13 protein-coding genes, 1 tRNA gene and 1 pseudogene are annotated in these 14,812 nt (G+C 56.8%); 7 read left to right on the plus strand and 8 right to left on the minus strand.

Annotated elements, in window-relative coordinates; genetic code table 11:
• Positions 1-3 precede the first annotated feature (3 nt).
• Complete coding sequence (locus tag KMP13_RS03185) at positions 4-759, minus strand: NAD kinase (protein WP_215264110.1); 756 nt, start codon at positions 757-759, stop codon at positions 4-6.
• Positions 760-946: 187 nt separating this feature from the next.
• Here KMP13_RS03185 and glyA point away from each other — a divergent pair, with 187 nt between their 5' ends.
• Positions 947-2,239: a serine hydroxymethyltransferase gene (gene glyA, locus KMP13_RS03190; protein WP_215264111.1), complete on the plus strand. Its 1,293-nt coding sequence runs from the start codon at positions 947-949 to the stop codon at positions 2,237-2,239.
• A 338-nt stretch (positions 2,240-2,577) separates the two neighbouring features.
• On the opposite strand, the gene KMP13_RS03195 is transcribed toward glyA, so the two are convergent.
• A complete protein-coding gene (locus tag KMP13_RS03195; RefSeq protein WP_215264112.1) occupies positions 2,578-2,943 on the minus strand; it encodes a hypothetical protein in 366 nt (121 codons plus the stop codon).
• Between the two features lie 132 nt (positions 2,944-3,075).
• Here KMP13_RS03195 and KMP13_RS03200 point away from each other — a divergent pair, with 132 nt between their 5' ends.
• The 3 genes and pseudogenes from KMP13_RS03200 to KMP13_RS03210 form a co-directional block, all read left to right on the plus strand.
• The gene (locus tag KMP13_RS03200) at positions 3,076-3,837 is read left to right on the plus strand and encodes an alpha/beta fold hydrolase (protein ID WP_215264113.1); all 762 of its coding nucleotides are present in this window, start codon (positions 3,076-3,078) and stop codon (positions 3,835-3,837) included.
• A gap of 52 nt (positions 3,838-3,889) precedes the next feature.
• A complete protein-coding gene (locus KMP13_RS03205) occupies positions 3,890-4,795 on the plus strand; it encodes an alpha/beta hydrolase family esterase (RefSeq protein WP_353055675.1) in 906 nt (301 codons plus the stop codon).
• Positions 4,796-5,098: 303 nt separating this feature from the next.
• Positions 5,099-5,499 (plus strand): annotated as a pseudogene (locus tag KMP13_RS03210) (IS66 family transposase zinc-finger binding domain-containing protein); the annotation flags it as partial.
• Here the strand turns inward: KMP13_RS03210 and KMP13_RS03215 are convergent.
• From KMP13_RS03215 to KMP13_RS03220, 3 genes are read right to left on the minus strand one after another with little or no spacing between them, the layout of a single operon-like run.
• On the minus strand, positions 5,488-6,642 hold the full coding sequence (locus KMP13_RS03215; RefSeq protein ID WP_215264114.1) for a sialate O-acetylesterase: 1,155 nt from the start codon (positions 6,640-6,642) through the stop codon (positions 5,488-5,490). The pseudogene KMP13_RS03210 and the gene KMP13_RS03215 overlap by 12 nt on opposite strands.
• Complete coding sequence (locus KMP13_RS21055) at positions 6,642-6,902, minus strand: spike base protein, RCAP_Rcc01079 family (protein ID WP_251363658.1); 261 nt, start codon at positions 6,900-6,902, stop codon at positions 6,642-6,644. The genes KMP13_RS03215 and KMP13_RS21055 overlap by 1 nt, the downstream gene beginning before the upstream one ends.
• Positions 6,903-6,928: 26 nt before the next feature.
• Positions 6,929-11,872, minus strand: a complete 4,944-nt coding sequence (locus KMP13_RS03220) for an LPD38 domain-containing protein (protein WP_215264115.1) — start codon at positions 11,870-11,872, stop codon at positions 6,929-6,931.
• Positions 11,873-12,174: 302 nt separating this feature from the next.
• Here KMP13_RS03220 and KMP13_RS03225 point away from each other — a divergent pair, with 302 nt between their 5' ends.
• The 3 genes from KMP13_RS03225 to KMP13_RS03235 are packed head-to-tail and all read left to right on the plus strand — an operon-like array spanning position 12,175 to position 13,360.
• Positions 12,175-12,321: a hypothetical protein gene (locus KMP13_RS03225; protein WP_215264116.1), complete on the plus strand. Its 147-nt coding sequence runs from the start codon at positions 12,175-12,177 to the stop codon at positions 12,319-12,321.
• A complete protein-coding gene (locus KMP13_RS03230) occupies positions 12,318-12,881 on the plus strand; it encodes a hypothetical protein (protein ID WP_215264117.1) in 564 nt (187 codons plus the stop codon). The genes KMP13_RS03225 and KMP13_RS03230 overlap by 4 nt, the downstream gene beginning before the upstream one ends.
• An 8-nt stretch (positions 12,882-12,889) precedes the next feature.
• Positions 12,890-13,360, plus strand: a complete 471-nt coding sequence (locus tag KMP13_RS03235) for a hypothetical protein (RefSeq protein WP_215264118.1) — start codon at positions 12,890-12,892, stop codon at positions 13,358-13,360.
• Positions 13,361-13,448: 88 nt separating this feature from the next.
• Here the strand turns inward: KMP13_RS03235 and KMP13_RS03240 are convergent.
• The 3 genes from KMP13_RS03240 to KMP13_RS03250 all read right to left on the minus strand — a co-directional run bounded on the left by KMP13_RS03240 (position 13,449) and on the right by KMP13_RS03250 (position 14,759).
• A tRNA-Leu gene (locus KMP13_RS03240) sits at positions 13,449-13,533 on the minus strand.
• A 143-nt stretch (positions 13,534-13,676) separates the two neighbouring features.
• Positions 13,677-14,234: a tetratricopeptide repeat protein gene (locus KMP13_RS03245; RefSeq protein WP_215264119.1), complete on the minus strand. Its 558-nt coding sequence runs from the start codon at positions 14,232-14,234 to the stop codon at positions 13,677-13,679.
• Between the two features lie 54 nt (positions 14,235-14,288).
• Positions 14,289-14,759 carry an Lrp/AsnC family transcriptional regulator gene (locus tag KMP13_RS03250; protein WP_215264120.1) on the minus strand — a complete coding sequence of 157 codons (471 nt, stop codon included), beginning with the start codon at positions 14,757-14,759 and terminating at the stop codon, positions 14,289-14,291.
• Between the last annotated feature and the right edge of the window lie 53 nt (positions 14,760-14,812).

Below are 14,812 nucleotides of genomic sequence, written 5' to 3' on the forward strand. Positions count from 1 at the left end.
GCGTCAGGCGAACTGCTCAGAAATCAGTCGTTCTTCCAAACCATGGCCGTGATCGAACAAAATTCGGTGGGTTACCTCTTGCTCGGTTCTGATTTCAACCCAGTCCACATCGACAAATGATTCTGAATCGGCATGCGCCATCACCGGGCGTTTGTCCGCTTCCTGAACCTCAAATCTGACGCAGGCCTCGCTGGGCAGCAGCGCACCGCGCCACCGGCGGGGGCGAAAGGCTGCAATCGGTGTCAGCGCCAATACATCGGCACCAATTGGCAGGATCGGCCCATGGGCCGAGTAATTGTATGCGGTCGATCCAGCCGGTGTGGCAACCAAGGCCCCATCGCAGACCAGTACCTCAAGCCGCTGGCGACCATCGACCAGGATCTTCAGCTTGGCCGCTTGCGGTCCGGAGCGCAGCAAAGAGACCTCATTGATGGCCAGCGCGAGATGTTCTTCCCCGTTGCGGCTCATCGCGCGCATGGACAGTGGGCGGACAATCTCTTCTTCTGCGGCTTCCAAACGATCGATCAATCCGCTTTCATTATATTCATTCATCAAGAAGCCGATGGTGCCTCGGTTCATACCGTATACCGGCACCTCAAGGTCGAGCATCTCTTGCAGAGTTTCCAACATGAAACCATCGCCCCCAAGGGAGACAACCACATCGGCATCTTCGGGGCGGGAATCACCGTAGCGACCGATCAATGCGGCCCGCGCGGTTTGCGCCACCGGGGCGCGACTGGCCAAAAAGGCAATTTTCACAGGATCGACCTCTGTTTCCGGTGTTACGCGTTTGGTTCCAAAACAATCACAGCTTTTCCCGAATGACCAGACATAGACCAGCGAAGTCGCTGGGAAATCCTAAAATGTCGCTTTACATTCTTCACATCCCGTGATGTTTCCTATAGGAAATTTTTCACCTTTCACCCTCCAGCCTGACGGAGCGAGCATGACCACGACCCGTGATCCCGGTTTCTTCACCCAATCCCTGTCCGAGCGCGACCCTGAACTCTTTGAATCCATCACAAACGAGCTGGGCCGCCAGCGTGATGAGATCGAATTGATCGCATCGGAAAACATCGTCTCTGCCGCTGTTATGGAAGCGCAAGGCTCTGTCTTGACCAACAAATACGCCGAGGGCTATCCTGGCCGTCGCTATTACGGCGGCTGCCAACATGTCGATGTTGCCGAAAATCTGGCAATCGACCGCGCCAAAGAACTGTTTGGCTGCGAATTCGCCAATGTTCAGCCGAATTCCGGTTCGCAAGCCAACCAAGGCGCGTTCCAGGCGATGATCCAACCCGGCGATACCATCCTGGGTATGAACCTGGCCTCCGGCGGTCACCTGACCCACGGTGCCGCCCCGAACCAGTCGGGCAAATGGTTCAACGCGGTGCAATACGGCGTGCGCAAGCAAGACAACCTGATCGATTATGATGAGATCCAGGAGCTGGCGACCGAGCACCAGCCAAAACTAATCATCGCCGGTGGTTCCGCCATCCCGCGTCAGATCGATTTCGCCAAGTTCCGTGAAATCGCAGACAGTGTTGGCGCGTTCCTGATGGTCGACATGGCGCATTTCGCGGGTCTGGTTGCCGCCGGTGAACACCCCTCGCCTTTCCCTTACGCGGATATTGCGACCACCACGACCCATAAAACCCTGCGTGGCCCACGTGGCGGCATGATCCTGACCAACAACCCGGATCTGGCGAAAAAGATCAACTCTGCCATCTTCCCCGGCATCCAAGGTGGCCCGCTGATGCATGTCATCGCTGGTAAAGCCGTAGCCTTTGGCGAAGCGCTGAAGCCTGAGTTCAAGACCTACCAAAAGCAAGTCCGCGCCAATGCAGTTGCGCTGGCGGATGAGCTGATGAAAGGTGGCCTGGACATCGTCACCGGCGGTACCGACACCCACGTGATGCTGGTGGATCTGCGCCCCAAGAAAGTCACCGGCAATATCGTCGACAAAGCCTTGGGCCGCGCGCATATCACCACCAACAAAAACGGCATCCCGTTTGACCCGGAAAAGCCCACCGTAACCTCGGGCATCCGTCTGGGCACACCGGCAGGCACCACCCGTGGTTTTGGTGAGGAAGAATTCCGCGAGATCGCCCGCTTGATTGTCGAAGTTGTTGATGGTCTGGCCGCAAACGGCGACGACGGAAACACAGAAGTCGAAGCGGAAGTTCGCGCCAAAGTCGCCGACCTCTGCAGTCGCTTCCCGCTGTACCCGAACCACTAAAGTTCGCAGAACCACGAAAATTCAACCGCCGCCCTTCTCTTAGGGCGGCGGTTTTCTGTTGGCATGTCTCACTTTGTCTTTTGTAGGATCTGGAGGGCCAGAAAACAGGCACTCCCGCGCCCTGACCTCGCATCAAAGATGCGATGCCACAGGCCTTGGGCATCGCATCGCGTCCCTACGGGCCACGATGCGGTCCGGGCACATGCCAAACTTATCTTCTAGAAATGCTATGTCAAAGGAACGCCGCCTGCACCGCGCAATAGCGCGGTGCCACGCCCAACGCTTTGGGGGTTTTCTTTGAAAACGTTCAAAGGGGCGGGAGCGCCTGTGGTCGGCTTTCAGACGAACCCGCGCAAACGCAGGACAGTAATCAACAGCACTGCAACGGCCAGAACCGCAAATCCCATGCTGCCCAGCACATCCAGTACCCGTCCTCGACGTCGGTCTGCGACATTGATGTTTTTCAAATGCCCGCGCACTTCTTTGGCGGCCTTGCGCAAGGGTGCCTGGTCCACGGTCATCTGCAACTTTGGATGCGCCAGCAACGGCAGCGCCGCAGCAAGTTTCAACCCCTGCCGATAGATCCTGCGCGGCAACTGGCGGCGACGCTTTTTCAACACGGTTTCAAGATCGCCGCGCCCACCCTCTCGGCTGCGTAACAAGCCATGAAGCTCTTCAATCTCTGCAACCAAATCCTGCGCCATGTGGGAGTGCCCTGCTTCGCCCAAATCTTGGCGCACCCTATCAGCAGCTCCTGCGCGCTTCAATCGCGGCCACCGGGAAAACGCCGGTGAAAAACACTGGCTCCTGTTTCAAATCAAAGCTATCACGCCCTTATGCTGAACACGATCTCTCATGGAACCGCCACCGACCTCCCTCCTTTGTTGATTGTGCACGGGCTTTATGGCTCGGCCCGCAATTGGGGGGTGATTGCCAAACGCCTGTCTGACACCCGGCAAGTCATTGCGGTGGATCAGCGCAACCATGGCTTCAGCCCCTGGACGGACACCCACAGCTATCCAGAACTCGCCGATGATCTGGCCGAGGTGGTTGATGCCCACGGTGGCCAGATGGATGTGATCGGCCATTCCATGGGGGGCAAGGCCGCGATGACCCTGGCGCTGACACATCCCGGTAAAGTCCGCCGCCTTCTTGTCGCCGATATCGCGCCCGTGGCGTATACCCACAGCCAGATCCAATTTATCAAAGCCATGCGCACCGTCGATCTTGCCAATCTGGAACGCCGCTCGCAGGCCGAGGAACAGCTTTCTGCCGCTGGCGTCGACCCAGCGCTGCAAAGCTTTTTCACCCAGTCGCTGGATGTCGCCAACAAACGCTGGCGGTTGAACCTCGACACGCTGGAAGATCAGATGCCGCTGGTGCTGTCCTTTCCCCAAGAGATCCGCGGCCAGTGGGACGGGCCTGCCCTGTTTCTTGCGGGCGCAACCTCAGACTATGTGCAGCGTGAACACCGCCCCCGGATCAAATCGCTGTTTCCAGAGGCAAAATTCGCCAAAATACCCGGCGCTGGCCATTGGCTGCACGCAGAAAAACCGCGCGAGTTTGAGGCGGCGGCGCGCGCGTTTCTCAACGCCTGACGCGCCCCAGACGCCAACTGACATATTTTCCCACAGAAAGGTGAATTGACCTGTGACCCCCTCGCGCGGGACAACCCACGTGATCTTCGCCGTGTCGGACATCCAGTCGAGGCCGGTCGTATTTGAAGGGGAACAGGTTCTTTTGGTCACAAAAATTTTCGCATGTGCAGCGTTTGCAACGCTTGCGTTCACCAGTCAATCCATCGCTTGCGGAGCGCAGACCGACTGCAAAATCGGCGACCGTCATTACCGCATCCACATGCCGGCCGGGCACGATGCCTCTCACCCCCTCGGCGCGATCATTTTCACCCATGGCTACAAAGGCACGGCCAAAGGCGCGATGAACAATTCCAATCTGACCCAACTGGCGGATGATTTGGGCGTGGCGCTGATTGCCACCAAATCTGCCAAGGATGATTGGTCGATCCCCGGCGCGCCCTCCAGCGTCACCGACCCCGATGTGGATGAGCTGGCCTACTATGATACGGTTTTGGCCGATGTCACCGCGAAATTCCCCGTCGACCCAGACCAACTGATGCTCACCGGTTTTTCGGCAGGCGCCATGATGGTGTGGAACCTCGCCTGTCACCGCAGTGAGAAATTCGCAGGCTTCGTGCCGATGTCGGGCACATTCTGGCAGCCGGAACCGCTGACTTGCGACACTCCGCCCGCCAACGTCATCCACATTCACGGCACCACTGACAAGATTGTCCCCTTGGAAGGGCGCAAGGTTTTGGACACCCACCAGGGCAGTGTCTCGGACGTGTTAGAGATGTACGGCCGCTACGGTGCGTTTTCCGACACCGGCAAAGCGTCTCTGGGCGAACTGGCCTGTGACACGCAGGCGAACGCGGCTGGTGATATCTTGAACTACTGCACCTTTGACGGCGGTCATACTTTCAAGGCGGAGTATCTGAAATCTGCCTGGGATCTACTGGCCACAACCGGCAAGCTCTGACGCGTCAGGTTACATCCAACCCAACGGCGGTCTAGGCTCTGTCGTTGGATATTTGGCTGGTTCTGAATTCACAGTAAGCGGTGTTTCCGCCCCACGCTTACGGCATATCGCCTGATCTGCGTTTCAGAGTCCTCATTGTTTTTGGGGGAATTTCTCGATGGGAGCTATAAGCGCGTTTCTGGCGAATGTACCTCGGCGTTCGGACGGCAAGCGGAAGTGGCCGACGGATCAGAAGGCGCGGATTGTGGCGGAGACATTGCTGAACTGAGGGCGATCATCCGCGCGCAGTGGCATCAGAATGCGCGGCTCGAAGCTCTGGTTGCGTCGTTGAAGAAAGCTCTCTTTGGTGCCAAGTCCGAGAAGATCGACACTGCCCAATACGAGCTGGAACTCGAAGACATCGAGACCGCCATCGCGCAGGTGGAAGCCGATGAACGCACAGCACCCATGCGGTCTCCAAAACCTCGCCAAACCAATCGCGGATCATTGCCCAAACATCTGGAGCGGGTGGAAGTGGTCATTGAACCCGAGCCATCCTGCGCCTGCGGAACTGAGCGTCATGTCATTGGCGAAGATGTCAGCGAACGGCTGGATATCATCCCCGCCCAGTTCCGCGTGATTGTCACCTGTCGCCCCAAATACGCTTGTCGATCCTGCGAGGCGGGATTGCCCAAGCTCCTGCAGCGCACACATCATTGCGGGCGGCGTGCCACCCGCACAGCCGGACCATCATAGGTGGACAAGCCGCGATATAGGCCGACATAACGATCTGGACGATTTGTCAGGCGGTCTATCCAATCCACCCAGGCGTTTGGAGCGGTAGTGCGAGCGTCGGCCACCGCAACAGCAGGCGCCATCCTGGCCCCAAGTAGGCGACACCCGCTGTTGCTGTAGTGAATGTCTTCCAGCTCGTGCTGATGCCCCTCGACACCGTCCACAAAAGCGACGTTTGGAAGTTCCTGTGCCAGTTGTGCGTTGATACCGGTGATCTTCTCGCGATTTGGGATGCCGAAATATGTCCACTGTGGCGGACCACCAAATGACACCCAAGGCGCATCCGGATACCCCCACGCCTCGCGAATTCCGGTGACACATCGACGGGTTGCGTCTAGAAGCATCGCATAGTCCGCTTCGTCTGCATCGTTTTCGTTCAGAGGATGGCCAAGGAATATTGGCGGCAAAACCGTCCGATCAGGGAACGTGTCCGCAATGGCCGCATCTGTCGCGTTCTTCCAGTTTCCCGAAACGTGGGCGTTGTACAATGCGCCAAATCCTTGGCTGTCCGGCCCATTGCCGCCAATGTCCCACGCGGGGTCTGTTCCGTCCGGATGCCACGGTCCCTGCCCGTCAATGGTTCCGCCGCGCGAAATGCCTCGACCGCCAACGGCCGTCGGAACAAGGACATAGATCACGTCATTTGTGTCCGCATCCGCCAGTGCTTTTGCAAAGCTGATGGCGGGGGTGGTTGCTTTAAAGCTCTCGCCACCCGGTCGCGGGATACCCAAGGTATGATCAAGATCACGAAGCTGCCCGTTTGCCGGATCCAGCCAGCGCAGGCGGGCATCGTCATCTTCAGCAGTCAGAACGGCATTTGGCCCGTCGTCGGGGCCAATATCATTGGACGCACCCAAGATGACAATCGGCCGACTGTAGCCGTTTGTCGCGGCAGGGGCATCGATCGCCCCAACAGTGACCGTGCCATCATTGTTACGGGCCGTAGGGAGCGCAGCGACAGCCTCAAGGGATTGCAGGGTGACCGTGCCGTCCTGGTTGCGCAAAAGGCGGGTGATCGCGGCGAGAGGACGCAAAAGCAGAATATTCGCGATGCTGAGCGCCAAACCTAACATCAGAGCCACCCAACAACGGTCGCTGTCGTGCCCGAGGCCTCGACACTGACCGGCGAGAAAAGAAGCGTTTCGCCAGCGACCACAGTGTAAGAAAGGACGGTCCCTCTTTCGTCACGAAGCGCCAAGGTGCCCGCGGAGGTCACGCGCAGGACCCGAGGGCGGATGGGGAGAGCAACCCCGTCGGCTGGTGTGATTTCAAAGTGTCTGAAAGCAGGGCTATCAAGATCGCGTTTTCGATCCGCAAACGGGTCATACACCATTGGGTTTTCCTTTTTGATGGACGGGCTTATTCGGCCTGAGATCCGAGTTTGTTGATGAACTTTCGATTGAACCTCAGGGCCACTTGGCCTTCTCTGCGTGCCCAATCATCGCGCTGTGCCTTGGTTGCTGAGCCACCGGCTGCACGTTTTTCCTGCCGGATTTTGCGGAGCTGTTTGTCCGCAAGTTTCAGATCCCCGGACAGGGACGCCATCTCGCGCATATCGTCGCTGACACGATCGCCGGTGTCTTGCTCGACTTTGATGCCTTCCACAGCCTCAAGAACTTCTGTCCTGAAACGGTAATACCGGTCGCGGTCTATCCAAACACCCGTTCCAGTGTGGACACTGCGCGCAACCGGTATCCGGTGGCTCTCCGTAATGTCGAATTCGCCGCTCAGCAGCTTTGAGGTAGTGTCCGAAACACGCCCGGCAAAACGGCCGGCGCCGCCTGTAGCGAACGCCATGATGTGATCGATGTATTCCGGAGATATGTCGATAGCTCCCGACTGGGCACGGTTCCCTCCAGTTGCCCGGTTCAAGCCTTCAGCCACAAATTTCCCCAGATCCGTGACCGAAGCGTAATGCTTGTAAGCATCTGGCCCATAATCGTTGAAAGGGTTCTCCGGACGGATAGGGCGCCCCAACCAATCGCGGTTCGTCGCGGTTTCAATCAGTGTATCCGTTGCCATCGGAGACAAGAATTTCACTGCGCTGAGGCCCGCATTGTCTGACTGGTCAACAGCAATCGGAGAGAAAGCAGAGAAAACGGCTGAGAAAACGTCACCGAACGCTTCACCTGGCTCTTTGACGCCCCGCCGCACCTTCCCGATCTGTTTTCCAAGATACGGAAACACGTTGTAACCATAGGGCATTGGGATCGTCGCCGCGTCACCGCCGCTGGCCATGATCACAAAGTTCATCTCCAGCTTCCAATCCGCGATCTTGTCATACGCAAGCTCGCCGTCATCATCCTCTTCGGAGAGGCCAGCATTGATTGCGTCTTCAAAGACGCCATAAGCCACGAGGCCTGCAGCGTATTTGGCCATGCGTCGGCTGGTCATCGCCCGGATCAGAACCTGCGAACCCTGCACAGCTGCGTTGAAGAACGGATAGATCGCGTTGAGGTTTGCACCCGCCGTGCCGCGGCGATTGAAGTTCACGGTCAGGTTCTTTGATAGGCTCGCAGCCTTCGATTTTGACCAGCCGTTTTTTCTGGCTTCCACGTAGGCCGCCAATCTGATCGCGTTATCAACCGACAGGTTCAATCTTTCCACACCAGACAGGAGGCTATTGTCTCGCGTCGAGAACAGCGCCGATGGAGAAGTGGCTACCTTGAGCGCGCGCGCGGCTTTGTTGCCGCTGGCAAGCCGTACACGACGCGCCAGATCATCTTTCCCGGCTTCGGGTTGGTCAAGCTGCCAGAAGGAGACCTTCCCCCCGGCTTCCTCAAACTCTTTGTACCATTTGGTCCATTCGGTATCGGTTTTGTTGCCCTGCCCTTGGTAGACCGCAACAAATGCCTTTCGCCAATCGCGCACCATCGCCTTTGCGATCCGGTTGCGATCTTCCTTCCCGAAATTGCGGATGTTGATCTGCGCGGCTTGAATATCTCGGAACGCATTGCGCACCACGAATTCAGGATCAAGCATCGTGTTCACAGCCGAGAAGTAGCGTGAGACCGAAGACATAACGCGCATGATCACGTTCATCTGGTCAGCGCCGATCGTTCCGGCCGCACGCGCCAGTCGCTCATCACGGAACATGATGCGACGCTCTTTACCGTCGATTTTCACGGCGAGTTCGTTTGGCTCCAGCCGTTGCGCCGCCGGACCTACCGCGCGTTCCTCTACCCGACCGGTCGCCTTGTTGAAATACCGCTTCATTTCCACCTGGCGCACGGACCACAGGTTTGCGCTTTCGTGCTGAGACACCAGATCAAAGAGAGATTTGCCCACACGGTTCTTTTCCGCGCGCACAGACACCTCCTGTGCCTGTGTGATTGCGGCAATCAGAGGATTGAACGCCTCGCTCTTACGGCCCAGAGCTTGGCGGCTCTCAGGGCCTCGTGTGGAATATCGGCCGCCTACCCCTTCGGTTTCGAGCATTGCGTCATAGTGATCTGTTTCCGCGAAGCCTTTTAAAGGCACATAGGCTTTGTATTGGGCACGCCACACAGCTGCATCGCTGGCCTTCATCAGGCCCGCATCAACACGTAGATCAAGCGTTCTCTCGCTCAGCTGGTCGATCAGATCGCCAATTTCTTGGTACGTCGCCGCATGAGGTCCGTTTTTCACGTCATCAAGGATCTTTTTTGCATCTGCTGTAGACATGCCAGAACCGCCGTCTGGCAGCTGATCGTTGATAGATGCGATGTAAGCGTTTCTTTCTTCGGCGTGGCGCGCTGTCAGCAACTGTCCGACAGTATCAACCGTGACCTTTCCCTTGCTGTCTGCGAGCAAAGAGATGATCGGTTTCGCGAAGTCCTCATCCACTTCGAAGAGATGGCGCCCCACCTTCCCGCTGAAGGTCTCTTCCGCAAGATATGGCTGCATTCCTTCCGGCAGCGGGCGGCCGGTGGCGCGCTCGATCGCTTCCTGCGCCCTGAGGACAGGCAAGAACCGGTCCTGAAAAATGATCCGTGCCCGGTCAATCTTGTCATGGGCAGCAGCCGCGCCGCCGGACAATCTTCCCCAGACGCCATTGCCGCCTTTGGCGAGTTCGTCCCAAACGGAGCGATCGGGGATGTGCAGGGGCTGTGGTTGCCCGAACAAACCCTGCACCGGTTTCTGGATCCGGATCTGGCGTTGATACTTGGTCTCGCCGGGTCTGCTGCCCTCGTCAGCGCGCGCGCCCACTTCGCCATTATCCACTGCCGTGAAGATGTCCTCAGGTTTGGTGACGCCTGCTCCGGTCAAGGCCTCCTTCAACGCCCGGAAGAACCGTTTTATCTTTGAGAATGATTTTGGCGCATCTGGCACATTCTTACGGTCCGAGGCGAAGTCGGCGAAAGCCTCAGCTATGGCCTCTTCCACCTGTGCATCCCGATCGAGATCTGGATAGCGCTCTTCGATGTCGTATTTCTTGATCCATTCTTGGTCAGCGCGCTTGGTGAGCGAATTCCACTCGCTATCTTTGAAAAGGCCGCGCGCGCGCAGCACATGAATGGCCTCGTGATTGACCGTGTGCAAACCATCAAGAGATTTGCCAATGAGAATTGAAATTTCCCCATCTTTTCCGATGGTTGTGGAGCCTTGCTCGTCAAGATCTTTGTCCAGTGATAGATCCACGTCTCGGATTACCAGCTGATCCAGGCGCGATCGAAGATTGTCCACGACATCTTGGAGCTTTTCTTGATCCAGTTTTGACGGTCGTGAATTGAATTCTTCAACACTTCTGGCTACATTAAGGATGTCCTCGGCGGAGAGGATGTCCGGCAGTTCCTTACCATCAGTTTTGAGAGCTGACGCCACCCACGTAGCCGCCGAGGAGCCATCCTCCAAAAACTCAACCGCCTCGATCGTGTAGAGTGGATTCTGCTTTTGATCCGAAACCGTCTCTTTCACGGTCAATTTCGCCATTGACGCTCCACCATCAGGCTTGTCTAGGCGCGCGAAGAACCTGTGTATCCCTTTGATTGAGGGTTCACCTTTGGCGTCGTCTTTTACCCAACCATGAATCGAGTTTTCGAACAAAGCGTCGATATTGGCGACAGCAAGGGAATGGGAAGGGGCGCTCTCAGACTGGTTCACAGCTTTCGAACTGAGCATCTTATCCAGAGCATTGCGTGAGACGACAGCTGAAATACCACTGTCTCGGTTGATGATTTCGTTGCCTTGAAATTCGCGGACCGCTGCCCTGGCCTCAGAAAAGGATGATGCTGGCCTGCGCGCTGGAGCATGACCCCGCGCAACTGCCGACGCCTGTTTGAGCGTCTTCGCAGGTGCCACATCCAAATTCAGCTGCGATTGATCATCAAAGAGCGGGCCAGCATCTTCTTGCTCCACCGCTGTGCTAATACGGCTTTGTTGTTGGCGCGCCGAAATGGAACGCGCCTCATCGGCTGAGCGTGCCTCTGCGCTCCGCTCTACGCTTTGTTCCGCGCCTGGAACAATGGATTGCTGCCCAGCGTCAGTGTCTTCAAATTGGAAACCTTGAGAACTTAGTTCTCCTGATGAACTTGGGCTCGCTTCGCCGACATCAGAGAATTGATCTTCTGCATTTGCCGTTTGGCTTCCGCCCTCTGATCCGGGGAGCTGTTCGGTGACATTTCGATCTGCCGGAACCGCTTGAACAGGTTCACTGCTTCGTGCTGTTTCGGCGTTTCCGGATTGTTCAACCAGTCCAGATTGCTCGGCGAATTCGGGTTCTGCATTGTTTTCAACACTCCTGTGGATCTGCCACCAGATCGCATCTTCAACACTACCGCCAGCTTCATCCAAACGGCTGATCAGCTCTTGGCGCTCGGCTTGCGAAAACGTCTCGGCCAGTCCAGTTTCAGACAATGTGCCATTAACGCTGGACACGACAATACCATACCTTTCATCGGGCGTGGAAATATCTTCTTCCGGGCGTGCGATGAATGCGGTGGCGCCATGCTGTGCGGTTAAGTCGATCGGGTCGGGGTCGGGTTCAGAACTGCGGAAACGCTCTTCCGCTTCTCGGGCATCTTGCGCAATCTGCAATTCAGCTTGTTGCCCAACGCGCAAGGGGGCTCCTCGCACCTCAGATTCCAGCGCATCAATGATCGCGTCACGGTTCAGGTAACCGTTTCCATCTTCGCCCAGGGCATACCGGTATTCTCCGAATTCCGCAGCGGGCAGGTTGTCCAAATCTCGAACGCCGCTGGTTGAGAACAATCCGGGGGCCGACCTGGGCGTGATGCCCCGTGCGCGCAGCTCCTCCCCGATGGGAGACGCGGGTTGTATCTTGATCCCGCGACCTTTCAGCTCATTGGCAATCGGGCGGCTCAATAGTTTTGGCCTGGACTGTTGCTTTGGACGCGACTGGACCTCAACTGGTGCTTCAATGCCAAGGCGCGTTTCGATTTCTGACGCGCTATCCAAAATCGCGGTGCGCGCTTCATCGGACAGCTGAATGGATTGATCTTCGGCGCGCGCGCGCAGGCGACGGGCAGTGGTAATCTCAACTTCTCGATCGAAGTCCGCCTGAGCCTGCTGAGGGTCGGGTAGTCAAAAGCTTGCATCGAAGGCTGGGTCGTATCCATCTCCTTCATCCCTCACCGTTGCAACATCGATCAAATGGAGAGAGCGGAATGAACGACCTTTCCAACATCCTTTACTTTGTTTTTTTCGGCTTCCTCGCGGCCTTCGCTTACGGCCCTTACCGCGTGGGCCAGAAATTCGGAAAATTTGCAGCTGGTTTTCATTACGAAGCCCAAATCGAACGGACCAAACAATGACCACCATCGACATCAGCACAGCCGCGATCGAGGTGGAGGCACAGCGCTTGGAGTACATCAACTTCGACAAGGCATGCCCGCAAGCAACGCTTCTGCGCGCACTGGCCCAAGACCGGGACATGGCATTGGTAGAGGCCCATCAGGCGAAATGCCGTGAGCACGTCCTGAAGGACAACACGGGCGAGTGCCGGCGCCTGAGAAGGGGGCTGAATGCAGCTGGCCTGCGGATCAAACAGCTGGATGAAAAACTTGCTGATGCCCTGGTGGAAGCCGCTATGGCCCACCGGTGCTCCTTTGCGACCGCCGGACAAGCAATCCGTGAAGCGCTCGGCACCCTACCCAAATCTCTGGAGATCGAAACCGAACAATCCGTGCTCACGCTTGAGGAGATTGAACAGGTGATCACAGAGGTTTGCGGGGCTGATATCTGGAATCTTTGGCTGTCCTCATGCGGTTTGAATTCCTGCTGCGCGGTGTTGATGTCTATGGGCAATGGGTGGACGCGGAAGGCTCAGAAGGTGGGATCCGCCGAGGTGGTCGGATTTGGACCACCGGACTGACCTGGAACATGATCGACCCTGATGTGTCGCGGCTGACCAAGCTTATCAACAAGACCCGCGAAAGCCTTCCCGAGCCTTACATCTTTGATTTAACCCGAGCGCCCCACATCCGCGATCGGCTTCTTGAATGCCCAGTAGAGCTTAGGCGCGGCCCGATCTTCGTGCCCTTCAAAGGCAGTCCGGTCATGCAGGGCGGCCAGTTTATTTTCAGGAAACCGCGCAAAGGCCTGATCCCGCACCTGGACGGTTACTATTCGAGGAAGTTCAAAGAGGTGGTGCGTCATCTGGAGCTTCCAGAAGATTTGCGAATTAGCGACATGCGCTCCGGAGGAATTACCGAGGCACAGTCAATTGCTGATCCCAAGAGCCTACAGCACGCTGCCCAGCACACCCGCATGAGCACCACCGACATCTACACACGTGACCGCTCGGCAGCGGCGAACAACGTGATTGAATTGCGAGCCAACAGCCGTTTCTAAGGTTCGTGTACCCTGACGTGTACCCTATGTGTACCCTAGTGGAAAAAGACGAGATCGAGATTTTGAGGAAAACGCTTTATTTTCAAGTTGGTACCCGCGGCCGGACTCGAACCGGCACGGCACAAGGCCTGGAGATTTTAAGTCTCCTGTGTCTACCATTCCACCACGCGGGCGCGCCTGGGAAAGCAAGCCTTCCTGGCGTCTAAGGCATTGATCTAACGGCAGCAGTGGTTTGGCACAACCGTAAAATTGTAAAACTTCGTTGGAAGCGCTTCTCGTACGGAAACGTGCGTGGCACCCCGCCAACCCCCTGATTTCAAAGGTCGACACCATCCGCAGCCAAAGGGCCACCCGGGGATAACAAGCCGCGTTCTGGCAGCCAGGGATTGAGCTTGAGCGCCTGTTTCAAAGCCGTGCGGGCGTCATCGCGACGTTGCAACGCTACCAGCGACAAGGCGCGACCGCTCAACGCGGCCACATGGCGCGGTGAAATCTCCAGTACCTTTTCCAGATCGACCAAGGCGGATGCGTAGTCTTGCTGCAGGAAATAGACAAAAGCCCGCTGGTTATAGCCTTCGGCATAGTCCGGGCAATATGCGATCAACCGATCAAAATCCTGCAACGCGCCCAGAAAATCATAGGCCGCCCGTCGCTCCATGCCGCGATCCAGGATCTCTTGCGATTGCTCATCTGGCGCGTCGGCCCAATACTGCCACATCTCATATGTGAGCATTTGCGCCTCGGTCTCGGATTTGGCGCTTTGAACCGCTTCGATCAAATCTTCCAAGGCAACGGTGTGATCCGGAGACGCAGGACACAGCGCCCAGGTCATGGTTGGCAGCAACACGGCCGGTATAAAAAACAGACATCGCATGCACCAATGCTGACTCAAAAATCGAGTTTTACAAAATATCTTTTTCGTGTGACCTCAGATGGGCTGGGGTCCGGCCTGTTCTTTGACCGCTTGCATCGCCACATAAGTCGAGGTCGATGAAACATGTGGCAACGCAGAAATTTTCTCCCCCAGAACCGCGCGGTAATCGGACATCGATCGCGTCCGCACCTTCAGCAGATAGTCGAAATGCGAGGCCATCATATGGGCCTGCTCGATCTCAGGCAGTTTTGCGACAGCAGCATTAAACGCCCCCAGCGCGGTTTCGCGGGTATCGCTCAGCTTCACCTCAACAAAGGCGACGTGATCAAGGCCCAAGCGAATGGGATCCAACATGACCCGATATCCGGTGATGATCCCTTCGGCCTCCAGACGTTTGACGCGTGCCTGGGTCGGGGTTTTTGTCAGACCAATCCGACGCGCCAAATCTGCAACCGAAATCCGTCCGTCCTCCCCCAAAACGGTGATAATTTGTCGATCATAACGATCCAAAGTTGATTGGGCCATTTGAACCTCATCATCATATTAATTTGGTCTATTCATCTGCGTTATACAAAAAA

It is taken from the genome of Epibacterium ulvae (assembly GCF_018678075.1).
Classification (GTDB): domain Bacteria; phylum Pseudomonadota; class Alphaproteobacteria; order Rhodobacterales; family Rhodobacteraceae; genus Epibacterium; species Epibacterium ulvae_A.